21 protein-coding genes are annotated in these 22255 nt (G+C 70.2%); 7 read left to right on the forward strand and 14 right to left on the reverse strand.

Translation table 11 applies throughout. From position 1 onward, the window contains the following. The first annotated feature begins 78 nt into the window (after nucleotides 1-78). Nucleotides 79-201: a type B 50S ribosomal protein L36 gene (ykgO, locus tag ITJ66_RS12685; RefSeq protein WP_079707423.1), complete on the forward strand. Its 123-nt coding sequence runs from the start codon at nucleotides 79-81 to the stop codon at nucleotides 199-201. Between the two features lie 3 nt (nucleotides 202-204). Here ykgO and ITJ66_RS12690 read toward each other — a convergent pair whose 3' ends face one another. After that, complete coding sequence (locus ITJ66_RS12690) at nucleotides 205-624, reverse strand: hypothetical protein (protein ID WP_064294781.1); 420 nt, start codon at nucleotides 622-624, stop codon at nucleotides 205-207. Nucleotides 625-866: 242 nt separating this feature from the next. Here ITJ66_RS12690 and ITJ66_RS12695 point away from each other — a divergent pair, with 242 nt between their 5' ends. After that, nucleotides 867-1934: a LacI family DNA-binding transcriptional regulator gene (locus tag ITJ66_RS12695; RefSeq protein ID WP_194644862.1), complete on the forward strand. Its 1068-nt coding sequence runs from the start codon at nucleotides 867-869 to the stop codon at nucleotides 1932-1934. A 547-nt stretch (nucleotides 1935-2481) separates the two neighbouring features. On the opposite strand, the gene ITJ66_RS12700 is transcribed toward ITJ66_RS12695, so the two are convergent. Continuing rightward, entirely contained in the window at nucleotides 2482-3990 is a 1509-nt protein-coding gene (locus ITJ66_RS12700) for an HNH endonuclease signature motif containing protein (RefSeq protein WP_191942069.1), read from the reverse strand. Between the two features lie 355 nt (nucleotides 3991-4345). Between ITJ66_RS12700 and ITJ66_RS12705 the strand changes: the two genes are divergently transcribed. The 3 genes from ITJ66_RS12705 to ITJ66_RS12715 all read left to right on the forward strand — a co-directional run bounded on the left by ITJ66_RS12705 (nucleotide 4346) and on the right by ITJ66_RS12715 (nucleotide 6330). Further along, nucleotides 4346-4681 carry a nuclear transport factor 2 family protein gene (locus ITJ66_RS12705; RefSeq protein ID WP_194644863.1) on the forward strand — a complete coding sequence of 112 codons (336 nt, stop codon included), beginning with the start codon at nucleotides 4346-4348 and terminating at the stop codon, nucleotides 4679-4681. Nucleotides 4682-4941: 260 nt separating this feature from the next. Beyond that, the gene (locus ITJ66_RS12710) at nucleotides 4942-5538 is read left to right on the forward strand and encodes a hypothetical protein (RefSeq protein ID WP_194644864.1); all 597 of its coding nucleotides are present in this window, start codon (nucleotides 4942-4944) and stop codon (nucleotides 5536-5538) included. Nucleotides 5539-5679: 141 nt separating this feature from the next. Further along, complete coding sequence (locus ITJ66_RS12715) at nucleotides 5680-6330, forward strand: GntR family transcriptional regulator (RefSeq protein WP_137244261.1); 651 nt, start codon at nucleotides 5680-5682, stop codon at nucleotides 6328-6330. A gap of 39 nt (nucleotides 6331-6369) precedes the next feature. Here ITJ66_RS12715 and ITJ66_RS12720 read toward each other — a convergent pair whose 3' ends face one another. The 5 genes from ITJ66_RS12720 to ITJ66_RS12740 all read right to left on the reverse strand — a co-directional run bounded on the left by ITJ66_RS12720 (nucleotide 6370) and on the right by ITJ66_RS12740 (nucleotide 12663). Next, a complete protein-coding gene (locus ITJ66_RS12720; protein WP_194644865.1) occupies nucleotides 6370-7620 on the reverse strand; it encodes an amino acid permease in 1251 nt (416 codons plus the stop codon). A gap of 43 nt (nucleotides 7621-7663) precedes the next feature. Further along, nucleotides 7664-9664, reverse strand: a complete 2001-nt coding sequence (locus ITJ66_RS12725; RefSeq protein WP_194644866.1) for an AarF/ABC1/UbiB kinase family protein — start codon at nucleotides 9662-9664, stop codon at nucleotides 7664-7666. A gap of 162 nt (nucleotides 9665-9826) precedes the next feature. After that, complete coding sequence (locus ITJ66_RS12730; protein WP_192019755.1) at nucleotides 9827-10321, reverse strand: NUDIX domain-containing protein; 495 nt, start codon at nucleotides 10319-10321, stop codon at nucleotides 9827-9829. Nucleotides 10322-10414: 93 nt separating this feature from the next. Beyond that, nucleotides 10415-11641, reverse strand: coding sequence for an MFS transporter (locus tag ITJ66_RS12735; protein ID WP_370582648.1), 1227 nt, complete (start codon nucleotides 11639-11641; stop codon nucleotides 10415-10417). Continuing rightward, complete coding sequence (locus ITJ66_RS12740) at nucleotides 11638-12663, reverse strand: zinc-dependent alcohol dehydrogenase family protein (protein ID WP_194644867.1); 1026 nt, start codon at nucleotides 12661-12663, stop codon at nucleotides 11638-11640. Before ITJ66_RS12740 ends, ITJ66_RS12735 begins: the two co-directional genes overlap by 4 nt. 128 nt (nucleotides 12664-12791) lie before the next feature. Here ITJ66_RS12740 and ITJ66_RS12745 point away from each other — a divergent pair, with 128 nt between their 5' ends. Both ITJ66_RS12745 and ITJ66_RS12750 read left to right on the forward strand, forming a co-directional pair. Next, nucleotides 12792-13724 carry a helix-turn-helix domain-containing protein gene (locus ITJ66_RS12745; RefSeq protein ID WP_194644868.1) on the forward strand — a complete coding sequence of 311 codons (933 nt, stop codon included), beginning with the start codon at nucleotides 12792-12794 and terminating at the stop codon, nucleotides 13722-13724. Continuing rightward, nucleotides 13724-14446: an SDR family NAD(P)-dependent oxidoreductase gene (locus ITJ66_RS12750; protein WP_194644869.1), complete on the forward strand. Its 723-nt coding sequence runs from the start codon at nucleotides 13724-13726 to the stop codon at nucleotides 14444-14446. Before ITJ66_RS12745 ends, ITJ66_RS12750 begins: the two co-directional genes overlap by 1 nt. 9 nt (nucleotides 14447-14455) lie before the next feature. Here ITJ66_RS12750 and ITJ66_RS12755 read toward each other — a convergent pair whose 3' ends face one another. The 7 genes from ITJ66_RS12755 to ITJ66_RS12785 all read right to left on the reverse strand — a co-directional run bounded on the left by ITJ66_RS12755 (nucleotide 14456) and on the right by ITJ66_RS12785 (nucleotide 22125). Continuing rightward, nucleotides 14456-15325: a MurR/RpiR family transcriptional regulator gene (locus tag ITJ66_RS12755; protein WP_191942058.1), complete on the reverse strand. Its 870-nt coding sequence runs from the start codon at nucleotides 15323-15325 to the stop codon at nucleotides 14456-14458. After that, entirely contained in the window at nucleotides 15315-16352 is a 1038-nt protein-coding gene (gene murQ, locus ITJ66_RS12760; protein WP_194644870.1) for an N-acetylmuramic acid 6-phosphate etherase, read from the reverse strand. Before murQ ends, ITJ66_RS12755 begins: the two co-directional genes overlap by 11 nt. Beyond that, the gene (locus ITJ66_RS12765; protein WP_194644871.1) at nucleotides 16336-17277 is read right to left on the reverse strand and encodes an N-acetylglucosamine kinase; all 942 of its coding nucleotides are present in this window, start codon (nucleotides 17275-17277) and stop codon (nucleotides 16336-16338) included. The genes murQ and ITJ66_RS12765 overlap by 17 nt, the downstream gene beginning before the upstream one ends. Then, entirely contained in the window at nucleotides 17274-18938 is a 1665-nt protein-coding gene (locus ITJ66_RS12770; protein ID WP_194644872.1) for a glycoside hydrolase family 3 protein, read from the reverse strand. The genes ITJ66_RS12765 and ITJ66_RS12770 overlap by 4 nt, the downstream gene beginning before the upstream one ends. Beyond that, nucleotides 18935-19777, reverse strand: a complete 843-nt coding sequence (locus tag ITJ66_RS12775; protein WP_079706980.1) for a carbohydrate ABC transporter permease — start codon at nucleotides 19775-19777, stop codon at nucleotides 18935-18937. The genes ITJ66_RS12770 and ITJ66_RS12775 overlap by 4 nt, the downstream gene beginning before the upstream one ends. A gap of 83 nt (nucleotides 19778-19860) precedes the next feature. Then, on the reverse strand, nucleotides 19861-20832 hold the full coding sequence (locus ITJ66_RS12780) for a carbohydrate ABC transporter permease (protein WP_370282131.1): 972 nt from the start codon (nucleotides 20830-20832) through the stop codon (nucleotides 19861-19863). Nucleotides 20833-20838: 6 nt separating this feature from the next. Then, the gene (locus ITJ66_RS12785; protein ID WP_085514313.1) at nucleotides 20839-22125 is read right to left on the reverse strand and encodes a sugar ABC transporter substrate-binding protein; all 1287 of its coding nucleotides are present in this window, start codon (nucleotides 22123-22125) and stop codon (nucleotides 20839-20841) included. Between the last annotated feature and the right edge of the window lie 130 nt (nucleotides 22126-22255).

Here is a 22255-nt window from a genome sequence, read left to right on the forward strand (position 1 = left end):
TCGATGGGTGCTACAGTGCGTTCTGTTGAGAATCGTTCTCAACAAGGTAGCACGCATCGTGATCACCAGGAGGTCGCCATGAAGGTCCGCGCTTCACTCAAGTCGCTCAAGGACAAGCCGGGGTCCCAGATCGTCCGCCGCCGTGGCCGGGTGTTCGTCATCAACAAGCAGAACCCGCGGTGGAAGGGTCGCCAGGGCTGAGTGTCAGCCGCGCACCACGTTCACGACGATCGTGACGACGCCCAGCGCGGCGATGACGTACGCCCAGAAGCGGACGGGGATGAAGAAGAGTGTGGAGCTCGGGCGGCTGTAGAGCTGCTCGCCGGTCTGCGGGTGGCGCACGGGCACGGCCTCCTGCTTGACGGTGATGCCGTGCTCGTTGACGTACGGCTGCGCGAGCTGCTGCCAGACGACGACCGGCCGCGGTGCGTCCAGCTTCGCCAGCGCGAACTTCCCGAAGGCCCAGCAGGCGACGGCGCCGAGCAGGAATCCGATGCCGACAAACACCCCGGACTGCGCCGATCCGCCGTCGGGTGAGACGATCGCCTTGATGAGGAAGCCGGCGCCGACGGAGAGCCCGAAGATCAGGAAGACGACGATGCCCCAACGGGTCCAGATGATCATGTGTGCTCCTGTTCGGGTGTCGGTCGCGACGCGCAGCTGAACACGCGGCGCCCGCGCGACCGGTGGCTCGTCCATCACGGTACCGAGGTCGGCTGTCCACCGGCGATGGGGAGCGGTGCCCATGCGGGCTACCTGCCGAACCGCTGGAGGTGGCGCGGAGAGCGCAGCCGTGCCGTGAACGGACGGATACGCTTCTCGGGGAGAGGCGTGCGGACCTCGTCAGGTGGGAGCCGGCAGCACTGGTGGGTAACGACGACGGGCGGGCACGGGTCGCGACCATCTTCGATGTGGCGCGCCTCGCCGGGGTCTCGCATCAGACCGTGTCCCGGGTGCTCAACGATCTGCCGAACGTGCGACCGGCGACGAGGCAGCGGGTCGAGCAGGCGATCACGCAGTTGCGGTACACGCCCTCGCAGGCCGCACGGTCGCTCGTCACCCGCCGTTCACGAACGATCGGCCTCATCACGACCGGTGGGCCGGACTACGGGCCGTCGAGTACGGCGCTCGGCTTCAATGAGGCCGCACGGGACGCCCGGTATGCCGTGAGCATGGCGAGCATGCTGGAGTCGGATCCGGCGTCGCTGCGGCAGGCCGTCGAGTTGCTGCTGCGGCAGAACGTCGAGGCGATCGTGCTCATCCCCGCGCATCGTGGGGCGCTCGACGCGGTGCGCGGGATCGAGCTGGGGGTGCCCCTCGTCGCGGTCGAGTCGACTCACCGGGACGGGTTCCACCGTGTCTCCATCGACCAGTACCAGGGGGCGCGGATCCTCGTCGACCACCTCGTCGGGTTGGGGCATCGCCGCATCGCCCATCTCGCGGGGCCGGCGGATTCGGTGGACGCGTTGGAGCGGGTGCGGGGGTGGCGTGATGCGCTGTCCGAGCACGGGCTCGTCGCCCGCGAACCGCTGGTGGGCGACTGGACGCCGGCGAGCGGGTTCCGGCTCGGGCGGGAGCTCGTGGCGGACCTCGGGGTCGGAGACGATGACGACGGGCGGTCCGGTGGACGGGTCGGTGGGCTGTTCACGGCCGTGTTCGCGGCGAACGACCAGATGGCGCTCGGCGTGATCCACGCGCTGTCGGAGCGGGGCCTGCGGGTGCCGGACGACGTGAGCGTCGTCGGGTTCGATGACATCCCGGAGGCTGAGCACTTCGCGCCGCCGCTGACGACGATGCGGCAGGACTTCCCGGAGCTCGGGCGGACGATCATGTCGACGCTGCTCGAGGTGCTGAGCGATGCGGACTCCATCGGCGTGGTGCGTTCGGTGCCGCAGCTCATCGTGCGGGAGTCGACGGCGGCCCCGAGCGCCTGAGCTGAGCTCGATCCCGTTCCTCGGCCCGGCGCCCCGCCCCCGAGGCAGCAGCCACGGTCCTCGAGGCGGTGTCCCCGGTCCCTGGGCCGGTGTCCCCGTTCCCTGAGTCCGTGTCCCCGGTCCCTGAGCTTGTCGAAGGGCGGGTGGTCGCTCGTGTGCCCTTCGACAGGCTCAGGGACCGGGATGGCTGGGTTGTCGAATACGGCGTCGTTCACCGAGCTTGTCGACGGGTGGTGGTTCCCGTCTCGGTCCCTGAGCTTGTCGAAGGGCGGGTGGGACGGTTCGTCATCGGCCCTTCGAGTGGCTCGGGGGTTGGGTGGTCCGGTCGCTGAGCTTGTCGAGGCAGCGTGGTTCCCGTCTCGGTCCCTGAGCTTGTCGAAGGGCAGGTTCAACGGCTGTTCGTGTGCCCTTCGACAGGCTCAGGGACCGGGATGGCCGGGTTGTCGAGTAGGGCGTCGTTCCCTGAGTGTGTCCGGGTGTGCTGGGTTCCCGTTTCGGTCGCTGAGCTTGTCGAAGGGCGGCGTGTGGGCAGGCGGGTGCCCCGGGTTCAGGCGGCGAGGTGGATGCGTCCGCCTCGGATGGGGGTTTGGTGTCGGTCGATGTGGCTGGGTGGGATGAACCAGGGGACACCGTTTTGGACGCGGATGGTCCAGTGGTCGTCGTGGATGCGGTGGTGGTGGAAGGGGCAGAGGAGGATGCCGTTGTCGAGGTTGGTGGGTCCGCCTCGGGACCACCAGGTGATGTGGTGGGCTTCGGTGAAGGATGGTGGGTGGGTGCAGCCGGTCCAGGCGCAGCCGCCGTCGCGTTCGGCGAGGGCGAGTTTCTGGGCGCGGGAGAACAGTCGGGTGCTGGTGCCGAGGTCGAGGACCTGGGATGGTCCGCGGAGCACTGCGGGGATGAGGTTGGCGTCGGCGGCGAGGCGGCGGAGGGCGCCGGGGCCGATGGGTTCGTCGATGCCGTCGATGGTGGTGGTGCCGAGACCGGTTTCGAGGGTGTCGTGGTCGGTGCGGATGATGACGGTGACGGGGGTGAGTTCGGTGGCGGCGCTGCTGCAGCCGGCCAGGTGGCGGAAGGTCTCGGTGAGGGCGATGGCGCGGCGTCGGTCGATGGGGATGAGCGTGGTGGCGGGCATGGGGTGACCGGACCCGTCTGGGGCGTCGGTGTCGGACGGCTGCTCGGGGTCGATGAAGCGGGGTTTGCGGATGCTTGCGGTGATCAGGGCGTCGAGGCCGGCGCGGATGAAGGCGGCGCTTTCTGGGGCGAGTTCGGCGCGGAGGAGGGTCATGCCGGTGGGGAGTTCGTGGATGGTGCAGCGTTCCGCTCGGCGGAGGAGTTCGTCGCGGGGTTCGCGGCCGTCTTGGTCGAGGCGGGTGCGGACGAGTTTCGCGATGCGGGTGACGTCTTGCAGGGGTGTGTGTCCGGCGTGCTCGATCGCGATGACCGACGCCGCCTCGAGCTCGCCTCTGCTGCAGATGCGGCCCGCGTTGCGGAGCTCCCGGACGATGACCGCGGCCCCGTCGACGCTCAGGGGTGCCCGTGGTGTGCCGAGCAGGCTCAGGCCACGTGGGTCATCTTCCGCCGTGGCGGAGAGCGGATCGGCGGTTAGTTCGGTTGTGGCGTCGAGATCCTGGGTCGGTTCGACTGCCGCAGCGACCGCCGGGAACGGGCATTCCTCCAGCTCGCCGAGCAGCCCGCGAGGCTGCGTGATCGCGGCACCGACCTCCGCGATCGCGGCGCCTCGGGCGCGTGCCACCCGCCACCGCTCGGACACCATGACGCCCGGGTTCGCGTAACCGGCGGCCCGCACGAGCGTGCCGTCGCGGCCAGTAGGCGAAGGTCGGAGGGCGATCGCGCCGACGACGCGGGCGGCGAGGACCTCGACCGCGTGCTGCACGGCGCCGAGTTCGTCGAGGAGACGGAGGATCGCCTCGTCGTTCATGTTCTCGAGCTGCTCCGCGACACCTGCGCCGGGGCGGATCGCGTCGAGCGCGCCCTGCCAGACGGCATCGAACCCGGCCGCGGCGGCGGCGAGCGGGTTCGGTGCGGTGCTGGTCATGGATCCATCCAAACACGGACCACTGACATTCGAACGGTTACCGAATCAGCCGCTGATCAGCCCATTTATCCGACAATTGATACTTCCTCAGGGCCCCCTTCGACAGGTTCAGAGACCGGCGATGACGCGTCCGCCGAGCCTGCCGAGGTGCGGTGGGGGAGGTTGTTCGTGGGCCCTTCGACAGGCTCAGGGAACGAGGTTCCGCCGTTGTCGAGGTGCGGAGCGGGAGATTCCCGCGGGCCCCGCGACAGGCGCAGGGACCGAGGCACAGACAATCGGTCCCTGCGCTTGTCGAAGGGCCCCACGCGGACACCTTCCCCGACCGCAGCGCCAGGCCCGCGCGTAGGATCACCGCATGCGTTCATCGGCGATCGACACGGTTCTGACGTTCATGCGGGCGTTCCGCGAGCAGGATCGGCCTGCCGCCGAGGCGCTCATGCACACGGACTTCGTCTTCACGAGCCCGCAGGACGACCACATCGATCGCGCGGCCTGGCTCGAACGCTGCTTCCCGAGCGCCGACCATTTCGACACCCCGGGGGTGACGCTCCAGATCGTCGAGACCGACGGCATCGTCCTCCGCCGCTACGAGTATGTCGTGCAAGGGAAGACGTACCGCAACCTGGAGGCGACTCGCGTCGTCGACGGCACCGTCCGGGAGGTCGAGGTCTACTTCGGTGGCGCTGTCTGACGGGTCTCCGCCGATTCGCCCGGCAGGTCCGCGACTCAGTGGCCGAGCAGCGCGTCGAGCCGTTCGAACCCCTCGACGACGCCACGCTCCATTCCGTTCTCGATCATGCCGCGCGTCCTTCGATGCTCGGGAACACGCTCCATCCCGACACGCGCGTACGGCCGTCGCCGAGGTCTGAGAACCGTATCGTCGAGATCTGTCAAGGTCCGCGCTGCCCATCGGGTCGCTCCACCCCGTTCTGACAGGATTGAGGCATGCGCATGAGTTCTCGTCGAACGACCCTGGCCGCGGCTCTCACGGTCGCCGCCCTCGCCCTCACCGGTTGCTCCACCGGCTCCTCGTCGGACGCTGACCGCGCCTCCGCTCCGCCGACGCCGTCGGTGTCGCAGCCGCCGAGCACGCCGCTCCAGGAGCACACACTCACCGACGACGTCGACGGTACGAAGGTGACCGCCCTCGCGATCGTCGACGACTTCCCGGCGCCTGCCGGCACCACCGACGGCCTGCGCCCGATGCTCGTCCAGGTCCGGCTCGAAGCCGGCGACGAGTACGGCGGCAGTGTTTTCCCCTACCGGGTCTCCGTCACCACCCGAGCCGTCAACCTCGACTATGTGACGCTCGGTCTCGGAACGCCCGAGGAGCTGAAGGCGCCGATGGCCGCGGCCGGCTACTCGCTCCTGCAGGCGACGCCCGCCGGTGAGACGGCGACGGGCTGGATCGGCGCCTGGGTGCGCACTGATGAGACCGAGTTCGACCTCGTCTACGACCGCACAGAGGGCAAGGTCATCGGCGGCAGCAAGAGCGGCGAGGTCGTGCCGCCGAGCCGTGACATCATCCCGCTCATCCCGCAGGACTAGCCGCCGATCGAGGGCGACCCGGTGAGGTCCGAGCGGTGACCCAGCCCGTCAGGTGTCGTGGGATCTCGCGTCAACCCCGGGTGGATCCGCTGATATTCGGTACGCTGATGGCATAGCATTCGCCGACGAAGGAGATCCCGCATGCCCGTGCCCTCAGCCAACCCGCCCGTCGAGCGTCGTTCACTCCGCGAGGTCGCGGTCGAACGCATCCGCACGGCCATCTTCGACGGCACCCTCGAGCCCGGTGAGCACCTCAACGACGGCGAACTCCAGTCCTGGCTCGGGATCTCCCGCACGCCGATCCGCGAGGCCCTCAACGACCTCGCCCGTGTCGGCCTCATCGAGATGGCCGCACAGCGGTACACCCGCGTCGCCCTGCCCGACCCGGCACAGCGCACCGAGGTCATGCAGACGCTGGGTGCGATGCTCGGCGGTGTCGTCCGCGTCACCGTCCCCGGCCTCGGCGCGACGCAGAAGAAGGCGCTCGTCCGCGCGATCAACCAGGTGATCGTGGTCGTCGAGCAGCGCGACATCGCCGAGCACGGGCGACTCAGCTGGGAGCTCTTCGACGCGTTCATCGCCGCGTGCCCGAACGCCACACTCGTCGCTGCGACGAAGGACATCATCGACGGCCTCACCTACCGGTCCTCCGCGACGCGCACCGAGGAGAACACCGACTGGGCTGCCAAGGAGCAGGGCTACCCGGCACTCCGCGAGGCGGTCGAGGCCGGCGACGCGATCGCCGCCGAACTGGCCGTCGAGAACATCTTCCGCCTCTCCGCGCAGCTGTAGCCGGTCGGCCCTTCGACAAGCTCAGGGACCGGGGGCCGGTCACCGAGCTCGTCGAGGTGCCAGCACCGCCCGCCCGGCGAACCCGAGGAGCACGACCACCGTGCCCACGATGACCGACGTCGGCGGCAGCGTGAACATGAGGACGACGCAACCGACGGCGCCGAACACACTGACCGCGCGCGGGTACCGTCGGTGCTCGCGCGTCTGGCGGAACGCCGCGACGTTGGCGACCACGTAGTAGAGCAGCACGCCGAACGAGGAGAACCCGATCGCGCTCCGGAGGTCGACGAGCAGGACGAGCACGATGACGACCGCGCCGACGAGCAGTTCCGCGCGGTAGGGGGTCGCGAACCGCGGGTGCACCGCGTCGAGCGCTCGTGGCAGGTCGCCGGTCCTCGCCATCGCGAAGGCGGTGCGTCCGATGCCCGCGAACACGGCGAGGAGCGCCCCCAGACAGGCCGCCGCCGCGCCGAGCCGCACCAGTGTCGCAGCCCACTGCCAGCCGTTCGCCTCCACCACCGCGGCCAGGGGTCGTGCACTGGCTGCGAGGCCGTCCGCGCCGAGCGTGAGCAGCGACACGACCGCGACGGCCGCGTAGACGACCACGGCGACGGCGAACGCGATCCCGATGGCGCGCGGGATCGTCTTGGCCGGGTCGCGGACCTCCTCGCCGAGGGTCGCGATCCGCGCGTACCCGGCGAAGGCGAAGAACAGCAGCCCCGCCGACTGCAGCACGGTGAGCGGGCTGGCGTCGAACCCGAGCGACGCGAGTCCCGTCCAACCGGCGTCTGGCCCGACGACGCCTGAACCGACGACCACGGCGAGGACCAGCAGGACGGCCACCACGATCACCCGGGTCGCGGTCGCGGTGCGGGTGACCCCGAGGCAGTTGGTCACGACCACGAGGGCGACCGCGAGCGCGGCGACCGGACGACTCCACTCGGGCGGTGCCGCATACGCGGCGAACGCGACCGCCATGGCTGCGGCGCTCGCCGTCTTGCCCACCACGAAGCTCCATCCGGCGGCGAAGCCCCACCACGGCCCGATGAGTTCGCGGCCGTAGAGGTAGGTGCCGCCGGCCGAGGGGAGTTGCGAGGCGAGCTGCGCGGAGGACATCGCGTTGCAGCAGGCGACGACCGCGGCGATGACGAGCCCGATGAGGAGTCCCGCGCCGGCGACCTCCGCCGCCGGCTGGAACACCGCGAAGACGCCGGCGCCCATCATCGAGCCCAGGCCGATGAACACCGCGGCGCTCGTGCCCAGGCGTCGTTGCAGTCGGGGATCGCTCACCCGATCACGGTAGTGCCGTCAGGTGAACAGCGGGGTGCTCCGGTCACCGACCCCGACGGACGACGGTCTGTCGCAGGACGCGCAGCAGCCCCAGGAAGCCGAGGAACCCGATGAACGCCGCGATCAAATCGAACACCCGCAGGCCGCCGGGGAGGACCGGGCCGGCACCGGTGACGACGAGGACCACGGCGATCACGAGGGCGGCGATCGAGATCAGGGTTCCGACGATCTCAGCGGTCACGCCCTCCACGAGTCCCTTCGCCGGTTCGTCGGCGAAGCCCTTCAGCGTCACGCCGACCGTCCCGTCCTCGAGTCCGGACAGCAGCGAGTCGAGTCGACGCGGGAGGTTACGGGCCAACGCAGCGGTGACGGCGGCCTGCGCCTGCAGGGTGACCGCCGTTTGCCGGATGGACTGCGAGCGGCGGAGGAGACGCGGGACCATCGGGAGGGCCTGTTCGAACATGTCGAAGTCGGGGTCGAGCGCCTTGAGGCACCCTTCGAGGGTCGCGAAGCTCCGGAACGCGGCGGCGAGGTCGCCGGGGAGCGCGATGTGGTGCTGCCGGATGACGTCGAGGAGCCGGCTGAAGATCGAGCCGTCGCCACCCGGACGGTGGCGCTCGGTCGTGATGACGATGCCCACGTCGTGGCGCAGGGCGTCGAGGTCGGCGTCCTCAGGCAGGTCGACGATGAGGAGGAGGGCGTCGGTCGCCGCGATGTCGTCCTCGCTGACGGTCGCGAGCATCACCGCGGTGAGTCGCTGCCGCTGGCTGCGCTCGATGACGCCGACGGCTCCGAAGTCGATCAGCCCGAGCGATCCGTCTTCGCGGAGGATGACGTTGCCCGGGTGGAGGTCGGCGTGGAAGACGCCGTGCACGAGGATCTGTTCGAGCACGACCTCCATGAGGCCGGTCGCGAGGGTCTCGCGTTCCTCCTTGGGGATGGTCGCGATCCGGTCCCGCGCTCGACTGAGCGGCAAGCCGTCCACGAGGTCCATGGTGAGCAGGCGGGCACCCGAGGCCGCCGGGTAGACGCGTGGCACCGTGATCCGGACGCCCTCGTCGCGCTCCTCGCGACGCTTCAAGGTGCTGCGGATCATCTCCACGTTGCGGGCTTCGATCCGGTAGTCGAGCTCCTCGAGCAGCGTCGAGGTGAAGGCGCGCGCGACCGAAGCGAGGCGGAGGTCCTGCCCGAACTTGGTGTGCGTCTCAGCGCGCTCGGCGAGGCGGACGACGATGTCGGCGTCGGCCTCGACCTGCACCCGCGCGGCCGGTCGCTGGACCTTCACGACCACGGGGGTGCCGTCGAGCAGCTCGGCGGTGTGCACCTGCGCGACGGATGCGGCCGCGAGCGGCTCGGAGTCGATCGACGCGAACACGGTGTCGATGGGAGCACCGAGTTCCGTCTCGATGACGACCTGGACCTCGTGCCAGGGCAGCGTGGTCGCTTCGGACTGCAGCGACGCGAGGGCGCTGAGGTACGGCTCGGGCACCAGGTCGCGTCTCGTCGAGAGCACCTGTCCGAGCTTCACGAAGGTGACGCCGGAATCGTTGATCGTGGCGATGATCGCGTTGGCGCGCTGCTCGCTCGTGGTGAGTTCGAGCTGGACGCGGGACCGGCCGTGCACGAGCCAGCCCGCGCCGTGCCGTGACGCGATGGCGAGGATCTGCAGGTATCGCCTCGTCCGTCGCCGTCGTTTGATCGCGGAGCGGACGACGTCGATCGGGTTCATCAGCGGCCGGGTCGGGATGATGACCTCGATGGCGACGAGGACGCCGAGGCCGAGCGCGAAGATCCAGCCGATCGCGAGGAGGGCGACGGCGATCGCCGCGAAGGCCGCCCGAGCATCTCCGGACTCACCCGGCTGGACCAGGCCGGTCTGTTGCAGCAGCCAGTTCACGAACGGTGGGCCGGTGACGAACACGACGAGCCCGACGAGGATGCTGCGCGGCCATCCGACCGGGGCGTCGAGCACGCGTCGGGCGGCGAATCCGAGGAGCAGCGCCGACACGACCGCCAGGACGATGGTGAGTGCGTCAGTCAGCATCCGGCATCCCCTCGTGGGTCGAGCGGTCGTCTCGTCCCGCCCGCCAGCGTATCCGGCCCGGCTGAGCGAGCGCGAGCGGTGATGCGCTCACCGAAAGCGCACAAGACGCTCTCAAACGCGGCTTGGGCGGACATCTTCTGCACTCTCGGTGGGCTGCCGAGGTCATCCCGCCTGGAATGCTCCCGACGCGGCGTAGGCGTCGAACAGGCGCAGGACCTCCACGGTAGGACCGTGCATCGGGGTGGGCGGGGCAATGAGCGGAGCCCAGCGGAACTCGACGACCTCGTCCGCCTCGGCGCGCAGCGAACCAGTCCACGTGCGCGCGACGAAGCACATCGCGAACGCATGGACTCGATCGCCGTTCGGGTAGTCGAGGACGTGGTGCTCGGCAGCTGAGAGACAGGCGAACGGCTCGAGGTCGCGCTCGTCCACTGACAGACCGGTCTCTTCGGCGAGTTCGATGACTGCGGTCTGCGCGAAGCTGCTGCCGGGCTCGCAGCTACCGGCCGGGATCTCCCACAGGCCGGTGTCGACCCGCCGCTGGAAGAGTGCGTTCTCCTCGCTGTCCAGCACGAGCACCTGCGCACCCGGGAGCGCGAGGAGCCGATGCCCCACGAGCTGCCGCAGCTCCCAGAGATCGCTTCCGACATAACCCATGCGCGGGAGTCTAGGCGCCGGCGGACACCGTCCTCTCAACGTCGCGCATGTCACGATCAATCCGCGGTCGCTCAGGGCCATCCGGTCTCGTCGTCACCCCGCGGTGAAGGCCGAACGGCGTCCCGCGATCGTGAGCAGCAGCGCAGCGAGCCCGAGGGCGATCATGACCACCGGGAGGATCAGGCCGTCGAAGGTGCCGAGGAGGAGCGCCCCGAGGACACCGCCGGCGAAGATCGCGAGGTTGAACGCGACGGGCAGGAAGGAGTTCGCGATGTCCGAGTGCTCGCGTCCCGATCGGGTGAGCGCAGACTGCAGCTGGGCGGAGGAGCCACCGAACGCCAGCCCCCACAGGACCGTCGCGACGAGGACGGCGACGATCGACGCGTGGCCGAGCAGAAGCAGCACGCCCGCCGTGACGAACGTCGCGACGCTCCCGTGGAGCAGCGCGCGTGGAGCCCGGTCGATGAGCGCCGCCGTGAGACCGATGCCCGCGATGGACGCGACACCGTAGACGAGCAGCACGAGATCGGCTCCGAGTCCCGTGCCCGAGGACCGAAGGAACGGCGAGATGTAGGTGTAGACCGTGTTGTGCGCCAGCATCCAGACGACGATCACCGCGAGGACGACAGCGACACCCGGTAGGACGAGCACCCGTCGAAGCGGGAGCCGTGCCGAGCGAGGCTGTCCGGGCGCGTCGGGCACCAGCACCGCGATGGACCCGAGCACGACGAGCGCGAGCGCCGTGAGTCCTCCGAACGCCCAGCGCCAGTCGAACGCGGTGCCCAGCCAGGCGCCGAGCGGCGTCCCGAGCGCCAGCCCGGCGGGCGCTCCGACGGACACGATCGACAGTGCGAGGCCTCCACGGTCGGGCGGGCTGATGCGACGCCCGTAGGCGGCGAGCATGCCCCAGATCACCCCGCAGAACGCACCGGCGACGAACCGCGACACCAGCGCGACGGCGACGTCCCCCGAGACCGCGGTCGCGGTGTTCGCGAGGATGAGCCCGACGATCGCGCCGAGGAGGAGCGGCTTGCGACGCAGCCCACGGGTGAGCGCGAGCGCCGGGATCGTCAGGATCACGGTCCCGAGCGCCCACACGCTGATGAACTGACCGATCAGGCCCTCGCTCGTGTCGAGATCCCGGGCGATGACCGGGAGGAGTCCGGCCGGCATCGTCTCCGCGGCCACGAGGACGAACCCCATCGCGGCGAGGGTCGCCAGTGCGAACCAGGGCATCCGGGTGGGCGTCCCGGCTGCGGGGAGGGTCGACGAACCGGCCGACGCGTCCGGCGTCGAGGTGGTCGGTGCCGCGGGGCTCACAGCGTCAGCAGCACCTTGATCGCACGGCGCTCGTCCATGGCCCGGTAGCCCTCGGCCGCGTCCTCGAGTGGCAGCGTGAGGTCGAAGACCTTCCCCGGGTCGATCCTCCGCTCCCAGATCATCCGGATGAGCTCGGGGAGGAACCGTCGCACCGGCGCCGGCCCACCGTGCAGGTGCACCTCGGCGAAGAAGAGCTCGTCGAGCGGCAGCGAGACACCCTCGTGGGCGACGCCGACGAAGCCGACGTGGCCGCCACCGCGAGTGGAGCGGATCGCCTGCAGCATGGACTCTTCGGTGCCGACCGCCTCGATGACGCTGTGCGCGCCGAGACCGCCGGTCAGTTCCTTGATCCGTGCGACCCCCGCCGCACCGCGCTCCTCGACGATGTCGGTCGCGCCGAACTCACGGGCGAGCGCCTGCCGGTCGGCGTGACGCGACATCGCGATGATGCGTTCCGCCCCGAGCTCCCGGGCCGCGAGGACGCCCATGAGCCCGACGGCCCCGTCACCGACGACCACGACCGTCTTCCCCGGCCCCACCTCGGCGGCGACCGCGGCGAACCAGCCCGTCCCGAGCACGTCGGACGCGGCGAGCAGCGAGGGGATGAGCTCCGCGTCCGGCTGTCCGGGCGTCGCCACGAGCGTGCCGTCGGCGTGGGGGATGCGGGCGAGCTGAGCCTGCGTCCCCGCGGCGACCGACACGAACTCGGCGTGCACGCACTTCGACTGGTACCCCGCCTGACAGATCTCGCAGGTGTTGTCGGAGGTCACGAAGGAGCCGATGACGAAGTCGCCGACGGCGATCGTCCGCACGTCCTCGCCGATCTGCTCGACGACACCGACGTACTCGTGCCCCATGTTCGTGTGGTCGACGGGCTCGACCCCGCGGTACGGCCACAGGTCGGACCCGCAGATGCAGGTCGCCGTGAGCCGGATGACGGCGTCGGTCGGGTCGACGATGACGGGGTCCGGACGGTCCTCGACCCGGACGTCGCCGGGCGAGTGCATGACGACTGCGCGCATGTGTGCTCCTTCTGTCGGGTGGTGCAGGCGACCAGTCAACGCCCCGGGCGACGCGGGAGGGAGTCCCGCCTGAGAGGTGTACCGAGAGGGCACCTGTCGGCTCGCCTCGAGGACGTATCGTCGGAGGCATGGACGATCGAGCAGACGTACGCGAGTTCCTCATGACGCGTCGGGCACGGCTGACCCCGGAACTCGCCGGCTTGACCGCGGGCCCCAACCGACGGGTGGCCGGGCTGCGGCGATCCGAGGTGGCGGCGCTCGCCGGGGTCAGTGTCGAGTACTACGCGAAGCTGGAGCGCGGGGCCATCGCCGGAGCGTCGTCGACCGTCCTCGACGCCATCGCCCGTGCGCTGCAGCTCGACGAGGCGGAACGCACCCACCTGTTCGACCTCGCCCGCGCGGCCGACGGCGTCCCGCTCTCCGGTCGACCGCGTCGCCGGGCGGCCAAGAACCCCGCGACCCGGCCGAGCCTGCACTGGATGCTCGACGCGATCACCGACGGCATCGCCTTCGTCCGCAACACCCACCAGGACCTCCTCGCCACCAACGAGCTCGGGCGCGCGTTCTACTCACCGGTCATCGGCGACGGCGGGCGCACCCCGAACCTCGCACGGTTCCAGTTCCTCGACCCGGCATCCCGGGACTTCTACCCCGACTGGGACGTCTTCGCCGAGATGTGCGTCTCGGTCATGCGTGCCGAGGCCGGCCGGGACCCGCACGACAAGGGACTGCACGACCTCGTCGGTGAGCTGTCGACCCGGAGCGACGCCTTCCGCATGCTCTGGGGAGCGCACAACGTGCGCACGCACGGCACGGGCACGAAGCGGTTCAACCATCCGATCGTCGGCGAGATGACCTTCGCCTACGAGGAGCTCGCGATCACGGCCGACCCAGGCCACGTCGTGCTCGTCTACACGGCGGAGCCCGGCTCGCCGTCCGCCGAGCGACTGCAGTTGCTCGCGAATTGGGCGGCGTCCCAGCGGGAGGCTGAGCAGGGTGTTGCTGCGGCGGTCACGAACCAGCCCGACACCAGCGAGGCCGGACGGGCAGGGGGTCGCTGATGCCGCGCATCCTGGTGACCGGCGCCGCCGTCGGCCTGGGGCTCGGCGCCGCGACCGAGCTGGTCGACCACGGGCACGAGGTGCTCGTCCATGCCCGGAGCCTCGCCCGCGCCGACGGGGTCCGGCTGCTCGACGAGCCCTCCGTGCACCTTGTCACCGGTGACCTCGCCACCCTCGACGGCGTCCATGAGCTCGCGGAGCAGGTCGCCGCAGCCGGTCCCGTGGACGCGATCATCCACAACGCCGGCGTCCTCGACGGAACGGCCGTCCTACCGGTCAACGTGGTCGCGCCCTACCTCCTGAGCGCCCTCGTCCCCGCGCGGCGACTCGTGTTCCTCAGCAGCAGCATGCACCGCGGCGGTACCGCGACGCTCGACGGTCTCGACTGGTCGGGTTCCACGAGGACGGCGAGCTACTCCGACAGCAAGCTCCTCGTGACCGTCCTCGCGGCGGCCATCGCGCGAGTGCGTCCCGGGGTGTTCAGCAATGCGGTCGACCCGGGGTGGGTGCCGACGCGGATGGGCGGGCCGAACGCGCCCGACGACCTGGAACTCGGGCACCGGACCCAGGTGGCGCTCGCCGAAGGGCGTGGCGCGGACACCTCCGGCTACTGGCACCATCAGCGACGAGAGGAGCCGCATCGCGCGGTCCGCGACGAGGCGTTCCAGGACGAGCTGCTGCTCGCCCTCGCCGAGCACACGGGCGTCTCGCTGCTGCCCTGATCTCAGCACTCAGGTGTCGATGCGGTGGTCCTGGATCGACTCGTAGGTGACGCGGAGCGACTCGGCCGCGGCGTCGTAGCGACGCTGGGCGACACGGATGAAGAGCAGGTCGACGAGCGCGAGCTGGGCGATGCGCGACGACATCGCACCCGAGCGGTATCGGCTCTCCCTCGCCTGCGTCGCGAGGACGAGGTCGCAGCGGCCGGCGATGGGGGAGTCGGGGAAGTTGGTGATGCACACGGTCGTCGCGCCGGCGGCCCGCGCGAGCTGCATCGCCTGCTCGGTCTCGACCGTGAGCCCGGAGTGCGAGATGCCGATGGCGACCCCACCGGGCCCGAGGAGGGCGGCCGACGGCAGCGCGAGGTGGGCGTCGACGAAGGTGTTGGCCGGCATGCCGATCCGGTAGAGCTTCTGGTGGAGGTCCTGCGCCGTGAGGTTCGAGGACCCGAAGCCGATGATGTCGATCCGTGGGGCGACGAGGAGCGCGTCGACGACCGCGTCCAGGGCGTCGCGGTCGAGCGAGCGGGCGGTGAGCTCGATCGCTTGCACCTCCTGGTACGCGACCTTCGCGACGACGGTCTCGACCGAGTCGTCCGGGTCGATGTCGGCGTCGTCGACCTCGAACCGGTCACGCTCCGCCTGCTCGCGACTCGTGGAGGTCGCGACGGCCACCCGGAACTCCCGGTAGCCGGTGTACCCGATGGTCTGACAGAACCGCGCGACGGTCGCCTGCGAGGTGCCGCAGGCCTTCGCGAGTTCGGTGATGGTCAACTCGACGACGAGCGAGGGGGTGCCGATGATGGTCTCGGCGACGCGCGTCTCGGCGGCGCTCAGGCGAGGGATCGCCTGGCGGAGCACGAGCAGCGCATCAGTGGACATCCGGTGCGGCCCCCGTCGGGTCTTCGGCGGCGTGCGCTGCGATGGCCGCGCTGAGGGAGCCGTCGCCACCACGGAGGCGGGCGACTGCTTCATCTGCGGCGATGCCGGTCACGAGGACGAGGATAGCGGCCTTCACCCAGCCGTCCACGGATGCGAGCGTCTTCGCGGCCGTGGCGGCGTCGACGTCGGTCGCCAACATCACCGTGCGTTCCGCCCGCGCCCGCAGCTTCTCGTTCGTGGTGAGGAGGTCGACCATGAGGTTCCGGTACGTCTTCCCGAGCCGCACCATCGTGATCGTCGACAGCATGTTGAGCACGAGCTTCTGTGCCGTCCCCGCCTTCAGTCGGGTCGATCCCGTGAGGAGCTCCGGACCGACGACCGCCTCGATGCCGATGTCCGCGTCCCGGGCGAGTGGGGAGCCGGCGTTGCACGACAGGCCGATGGTGATCGCACCGATCGAGCGCGCGTACTCGAGGGCGCCCAGGACGTAGGGCGTGCGACCGGATGCGGAGACACCCACGACGGCGTCGTCCGCGGTGATCGACAGCGATTCCAGATCCGCCCGACCGAGGTCGTCGCGGTCCTCGGCGTTCTCCACCGCCTGCTGGATGGCGCCCGGGCCACCCGCGATGAGTCCGACGATGAGGCCTGGGTCGGTCCCGAACGTGGGTGGGGCCTCACTCGCGTCGAGGATGCCCATCCGTCCGGCGGTCCCGGCGCCCAGGTAGACGAGTCGTCCGCCCCGGCGGAGGCGCTCGACGATCGCTTCGACGGCCTCGGCGATCTCGGGTTCGACGGCCGCGATGGCGTCGGGGACGGAACGGTTGTCCTCGTTCATCGCGGCGACGAGTTCCCGCGTGGAGAGGGCGTCGAGGTCGGGGTGTCGCTCGTTCACCTGCTCCGTCGAGAGGGTGGCGAGCTCCGCGCGGATGGTGTCGCGGTCGGAGGTCAGCCCTGCGGTGATCGGCCCAGGCCCTTCGACAGGCTCAGGGACCGGTGGTGAGGCGCTCTCAGGCTGCGTGGACATCGTCGCGCACGACCCTTCCGTCGTAGGAGATCGCGGTGTCGAGCGCGACGAGTCTGGCTCCGTCGAGCGCGTCACCGCGGGGTGCGACGAGGTCGACGCCGACCTCGTGCATGGCCGTCGCGAGATGTGCGGCGACGTAGGGGTGGGAGGCGATCCCACCGACGACGCACACGGCGCCCGTGCCGGCAGCGGCGGCGCTCACGGCGAGATGGGCGCAGGCGGCGTCGACGATGTCTGCGGCGACGGCGTCGCCCTCCTCGGCGCGCGTGATGACCGTGGGCGCGAAGGTGCCGAGTTGGCGGGCCGGGGCTCCGGTGCTGGAGACCCAGCGGGGGAGCGCGGGGATGGACCCGATGAGTGCCTCGGCGTCGGCGAGCAAAGTGGTGGCGGGGCCGCGGCCGTCGAAGGCGCGCATGCAGGCCTCGAGGCCCTGCTGCCCGATCCACCGACCGCTGCCCTCGTCTCCGAGCCAGGGACCCCAACCGTCGATCTGCTTCACGGAGCCGTCGGCGTCGACGTCGAACACGACGGATCCGGTGCCGGCGATGAGCACCGTGCCGGGACCACCGGCGAACGCACCGGCGTGGGCTGCCAGAGCGTCGTTGACCACGGCGATCGTCGCTCCGAGCGCCAGACGCAGTTCGGCGGTGAACGCGGCGACCTCGTGCGGTGCCGCCTCCACCCCGGCGGCGCCGATCCCGACGTGCTGCACCTCGGCGAGGAGGTCGGCCGGGAGGTGCGCGACCGTCTCGAGGACCGCGCGGGCGGACAGCTCCGCACCCTCGTGGTCGGCGAGGCCCGGTGCACCGTGGCCGCGGGCCTCCGCGAGGATGGTCAGGTCGTCGCCGGATCCGCTCGTGATGCGGGCGCGACAGGAGGTCTTCCCGAGATCGATGGCGAGGACGGGTGCTGCGAGGTGGTTCATGATCCGTTCCGGTGGTGCTGGTCGTGCAGATGGTGCGTCGGCGCCGCGGAGGAGGCCGCGGCGAGGAGTTCGGTGACCCGGTCGGCGGATGCCCGGGAGGCCGCGAGCGTGTCGATCACCGGCAGGGGGAGGACGGCGTCCTCGGAGAGCGGTAGTCCGACGCTCACGACGACGGCGTCCGGGCGGACCAGCGCAACGCGGTCCACCGCGAGCCGCTGCGGGGTGTCGTGGCCGAGGCGGTCCGCGAGGAGGACGACCCCGTCGTCGGCGGGGATCGTCTCGAGCAGGAGGGTCAGCTCGTCGGAGGCGGGGGCCTCGGTGTCTGGGCCCGGTGTCCGGAGGCTCGGGCCGGCAGCGAGCCGGGTGACGTCGAACCGTTCGGCGAGCGACTCGGCGAACGGATCGTGGGCCGAGGCGACGGCGAACGTCGGTCGGTCGCGGAGGTCGACGAGGGTGATCGCCGACGCGGTGATCGCGACCTCGCCCCGGACGCGGACGACCCGGCGGATGGCGTCGGAGAAGCGCCCTTCGACAAGCTCAGGGACCGTGGACCGCTCGGGGACCGGGGACCGCTCAGGGACCGTGGACCGCTCGGGGGCCGGGGACTGCTCGGGGACTGATTCCCCGGTCCCTGAGCCGGTCGAAGGGCTGACGGACCGCGCGAGCCACGCCACCCGGGCGGCCGCGCGCTCGACGATCGCTCGATCGAGCTCGCCGTCGGCGACGGCGGCACAGACCGCCTCGAACACCTCGAGGTAGTCGTCCTCGTCGGTCGTCGCACCCTGCTTCGGCCCGAGGTTGGACGGGTTGCCGATGCAGAGCAGGTCGACGCCGGCCTCGAGGGCGAGGACCGCCCCGCGTCCGGAGCCCGTGGTCGAACGGATGGCGGCCATGTCGAGCGCATCGGAGATGATCACGCCGTCGAAGCCGCTCTCGCGCAGCCGGCGGAGCGGGATCGGGTTGAGCGTGGCCGGGGCGTCGCCGAACGCCGGGACGACGATGTGGGCGGTCATGACACTCGCGACGCCGGCGGCGATCGCTGCGTCGAACGGTGGCAGGTGCTCGGCTTCGAGCTCCGCCAGGTCCAGGTCGATGCGGGGCAGATCCAGGTGCGAGTCGCTCGCCGTGTCGCCGTGGCCGGGGTAGTGCTTGACGCACGCGGCGACTCCGCCGGCCTGTAATCCGTCGACCATCGCGGCGACGTGGCGGGAGACGAGGTCGGCGGTGGGGCCGAACGAGCGCACCCCGATGACCGGGTTCGCAGGGTTCGTGTTCACGTCGGCGACGGGCGCGAGGGCGACGTTCGCCCCGGCGGCGTGGAGCCGCTCGGCGAGTGCCGCACCCACCGCGCGCGTCGTCTCGACGTCGTCGAGTGCACCGAGCTGCGCATGCCCGGGCAGGGTCGAGCCCGTCTGCGCCTCGAGGCGCGAGACGTTGCCGCCCTCCTCGTCGACGCCGATGAGGATCTCGGGCCGGTGGTCGCGGAGTTCGGCCGACAGCGCCGCGACCTCCGCCGGGTCCGAGGAGAGGTTCTGCCCGAAGTACACGACGCCCGCGAGGCCGCCGTCCAGCTCGCGCAGCAGCCAGTCCGGGGCGGTCCGGCCGAGGAAGCCCGGCCAGAGGACGCCCCGGACGAGCCGCGCGACGTCGGGGTCGATCATCCCTTCACCGCTCCGGACACCAGACCGCCGGAGAGGCGGCGCTGCACGAGGATGAAGAAGATCATGACCGGGATCGTGATGATCGTCGACGCCGCCATGACCGAACCCCAGTCGTTGGAGTTCAGGCCGAAGAACTGCTTGAGGCCGATGGCCACCGTGTAGTTCTCCGTCGAGCCGCCGAGCAGGGTCATCGCGAAGATGAACTCGTTCCAGGCCGTGATGAAGCTGAACACGCTCGTCGCGACGAGGCCGGGGGCCACGAGCGGGAGCATGATCGAGCGGAACATCCGCCACCAGCTGGCACCGTCGAGGAACGCCGCCTCTTCGAGCTCCACCGGCACTGCCGCGACGAAGCCGCGCAGCATCCAGATGCCGAACGGCAGTGCGAGCGCGACGTACACGATGATGAGCCCGAGCAGCGTGTTGAGCAGCTGCAGGTCGCGGATCTGCACGAACAGCGGGATCACGAGCGCCTCGAGCGGCACCATCTGCACGACGAGGATCATGAGCAGCACCGCGGTGCGGAACTTGAACCGGAAACGGGCGACCGCGACCGACGCCAGGAGCGCGACGGCGGCGGAGATGAGCACCGTCGCACCGGCGACGATCGCGGAGTTACGGAGGAAGACCGCGAACCCGCCGTCGGTCAGCACCGACTCGAAGTTCGTGAACGACAGCTCCTTCGGGAAGAAGGACTGGCCGCCACTCGACGCCTGTGCGTCGAACGCGCTCGACAGCATCCAGTACGCCGGGAACAGCGTGAACACGAGCAGGAGGGTGACGAGGATCGCCTTGACGGTGTTCGAGCGGATCTTCCGACCGCTCGCCTTCCGGTGCATCGGGACCTGCGGCTTGGCGGACCGGTCGGTGCCCGGTCCCTCAGCCGGTCGACGGGCGGCGGTGGGGGCGGGAGCGTGGGTGGTCACAGTTCGTCCTCCTTCATGAGGGCGCGGATGTAGACGATCGTGATGCCGAGCAGGACGAGCGTCAACAGCACCGCGATCGCGGAGCCGAAGCCGTAGCGGTTCTGCCCGAAGGACTCCACGTACGACCACACGCCGAGGTTCAACACCTCGCGGTTCGAGCCGGAACCACCAGGCATGAGGTAGATCTGCGCGAACACCTTGAAGTCCCAGATGGTCGACAGGATGATCACGACCGAGAACACCTGGCGCAGCGACGGGAAGGTGATCTGGAAGAAGCGACGGAACGCGCCCGCCCCGTCCATCTCGGCGGCTTCCAGCATCTCCTTGGACACGCCGAGTAGGCCGGCGAGGACGGTGATGGCCACGAACGGGAAGCCGTGGTGGATCACGTTCAGGAGCGCGATGCCGTAGAACGTGAACTGGTTCGTGAACCAGTTGAAGGGCTCGTCCATGAGCCCGAGCCCCATGAGCGTCTGGTTGACGATGCCGCGGTCGGCGTCGAAGATCCAGACCCACACGTAGGTGCCGGTGACGGCTGGCATCGCCCAGGCGACCATGATGGCGCTGCCGACGATGGTGCGCCAGAAGGAGCCGAGGTTCGCCATGAGCAGGGCGACGAGGGTGCCGAGGACGACCGTGCCGATGACGGCGGCCGCGGCGAAGAAGACGGTGTTCGGGAGGACGACGGTCCAGAGGGTCGGGTCGGCGAAGACCTCGGCGTAGTTCGCGCCGCCGTTGAAGTTGGTGTCACCGCTGACGATCTCGCGCAGGCCGTAGTCCTGCAGGGAGAACAGGACGACGCGGATGAGCGGCCAGAGGAGGAGCACGGCGAGGATGAGGAGCGCCGGCGCGAGCAGCAGCCAGGGGCGGGTGCGCATCAGCAGGCGCAGCCGCTTGGGGGAGGGGCCCCCGGCCACCCGCGAAGCGGGGGCTTCGCGGGTGACCGTGGGCGGGGTGAGGGTCGACACGATCGGCTACTTGCCGTTCATGATGTCGTCCATCTCCTTGGCGGCATCGGTCGTCGCCTGGTCGACCGACTTGCTTCCGGAGAGGATGGCCTGGATCATCGCGTTGGTGGTCTTCTTCGCCTGCACCGCACCGAACTTCGGGGTCACGGGGAGGGAAGCGCCGCCGTCGACGAACTGCTCGGCGAAGGGCTTCACCAGCGGGTCGTCGCTCTCGGTCGAGTCACTGAGGAGCGAGGTCTGGCCGGGGAAGTACCCGGTCTGCTCGGCCCACTCGGAGGCGAACTTGCCGGTGGTCATCATCTCGATGAACTGGAACGCGAGGTCCTTGTTCTTCGAGGTGTTGAACATGCTGAGGTGCGAACCACCGAGCACGGAGGGTGACATGCCGCCGTCTTCACCCGGGATCGGGATGGCGGCGAACTTGCCCTCGAGCTCCGGGTTCTTCTGGACGATCGTCGCCGGGGTCCAGGAGCCCATGATCGCCATGGCGACCTTGTCCTGCACGAAGTTGTCGAGGACGTCGGTCTCCTTCCAGGTGGTGGCACCTGAGGAGGAGAGGTCGTACTTGGTGGCCAGGTCGGTCCAGAACTGGATGCCCTTGCGCGAGTCGTCGCTCGCGAGACCCGACTTCCAGGTGTCGCCGTCGAGCTCGGAGACCTCGCCGCCGGCGCCCCAGACCCAGGGGTAGGCCGTGAACTCGGCGTCGCCGGGGACGGGGAACGGGATCATGTCGGGCTTGGCGGCCTTGATCGCGGTGCCGGCGTCGATGATCTCCTGCCAGGTGGTCGGCGCCTTGAGGCCGAGCTCCTCGAAGACGTCGGTGCGGTAGACGATCGAGCGGACGCCGGCGTACCACGGCATGCCGTAGAGCTCGCCGTCGTAGGTGCCGGAGTCGGCGAGGCCCTGGACGAGGTCGTCCTTCAGGCCGGCCTTGTCGACGTAGTCGCCGATGGGGGCGAGGGCGCCGGCGTCGGCGAACTCGGCCGTCCAGGTGGTGCCCGTCTCGGCGACGTCGGGGGTGGTGTTCCCGGCGATCGACGTCACGAAGCGGTCGTGGGCGTCGGCCCACTGCACGTACTCGACCTTGAGGGTGGCGCCGGTCTCCTTCTTGAAGGCCGAGCCGACCTCCTTGAAGAAGGCCTCGGAGTCGGGGTTGGTGCCCTGCATGATCCAGACGGTGAGCGTCTGGCCGTCTGCCGAGACGTCGCCTGAGCCGGAACCGCCACCGGCACAGGCGGTGAGGCCGAGTGCCGCGGTGGCGAGGACGGCCAGCGGAAGGGTGCGCTTGCGCATGGTGCTGCTCCTCGATTCTGGGATCGGGAGTCCGGGCCGTCGTTGGCCCGGGATCCGGAGTGACCGGGAAACCGCGGTCGATCCCTGCTGTTTTCAGTGGGTGTGGAAACAGTATTCAATAAGTACAGGA

The sequence above is a fragment of the Plantibacter sp. VKM Ac-2885 genome (genome assembly GCF_015351205.1).
GTDB classification, from domain to species: domain Bacteria; phylum Actinomycetota; class Actinomycetes; order Actinomycetales; family Microbacteriaceae; genus Plantibacter; species Plantibacter auratus.

Excerpts from the sequence above, each read along its gene's own strand:
- ITJ66_RS12715 (WP_137244261.1), top strand. The coding sequence starts at position 5,680 with ATGCCCGTGCCCTCAGCCAACCCGCCCGTCGAGCGTCGTTCACTCCGC.
- ITJ66_RS12755 (WP_191942058.1), bottom strand. The coding sequence starts at position 15,325 with ATGTCCACTGATGCGCTGCTCGTGCTCCGCCAGGCGATCCCTCGCCTG.
- ITJ66_RS12765 (WP_194644871.1), bottom strand. The coding sequence starts at position 17,277 with ATGAACCACCTCGCAGCACCCGTCCTCGCCATCGATCTCGGGAAGACC.
- ITJ66_RS12690 (WP_064294781.1), bottom strand. The coding sequence starts at position 624 with ATGATCATCTGGACCCGTTGGGGCATCGTCGTCTTCCTGATCTTCGGG.
- ITJ66_RS12725 (WP_194644866.1), bottom strand. The coding sequence starts at position 9,664 with ATGCTGACTGACGCACTCACCATCGTCCTGGCGGTCGTGTCGGCGCTG.
- ITJ66_RS12785 (WP_085514313.1), bottom strand. The coding sequence starts at position 22,125 with ATGCGCAAGCGCACCCTTCCGCTGGCCGTCCTCGCCACCGCGGCACTC.
- ITJ66_RS12710 (WP_194644864.1), top strand. The coding sequence starts at position 4,942 with ATGAGTTCTCGTCGAACGACCCTGGCCGCGGCTCTCACGGTCGCCGCC.
- ITJ66_RS12750 (WP_194644869.1), top strand. The coding sequence starts at position 13,724 with ATGCCGCGCATCCTGGTGACCGGCGCCGCCGTCGGCCTGGGGCTCGGC.
- murQ (WP_194644870.1), bottom strand. The coding sequence starts at position 16,352 with ATGTCCACGCAGCCTGAGAGCGCCTCACCACCGGTCCCTGAGCCTGTC.
- ITJ66_RS12700 (WP_191942069.1), bottom strand. The coding sequence starts at position 3,990 with ATGACCAGCACCGCACCGAACCCGCTCGCCGCCGCCGCGGCCGGGTTC.
- ITJ66_RS12745 (WP_194644868.1), top strand. The coding sequence starts at position 12,792 with ATGGACGATCGAGCAGACGTACGCGAGTTCCTCATGACGCGTCGGGCA.
- ITJ66_RS12730 (WP_192019755.1), bottom strand. The coding sequence starts at position 10,321 with ATGGGTTATGTCGGAAGCGATCTCTGGGAGCTGCGGCAGCTCGTGGGG.
- ITJ66_RS12770 (WP_194644872.1), bottom strand. The coding sequence starts at position 18,938 with ATGATCGACCCCGACGTCGCGCGGCTCGTCCGGGGCGTCCTCTGGCCG.
- ITJ66_RS12705 (WP_194644863.1), top strand. The coding sequence starts at position 4,346 with ATGCGTTCATCGGCGATCGACACGGTTCTGACGTTCATGCGGGCGTTC.
- ykgO (WP_079707423.1), top strand. The coding sequence starts at position 79 with ATGAAGGTCCGCGCTTCACTCAAGTCGCTCAAGGACAAGCCGGGGTCC.
- ITJ66_RS12775 (WP_079706980.1), bottom strand. The coding sequence starts at position 19,777 with ATGCACCGGAAGGCGAGCGGTCGGAAGATCCGCTCGAACACCGTCAAG.
- ITJ66_RS12740 (WP_194644867.1), bottom strand. The coding sequence starts at position 12,663 with ATGCGCGCAGTCGTCATGCACTCGCCCGGCGACGTCCGGGTCGAGGAC.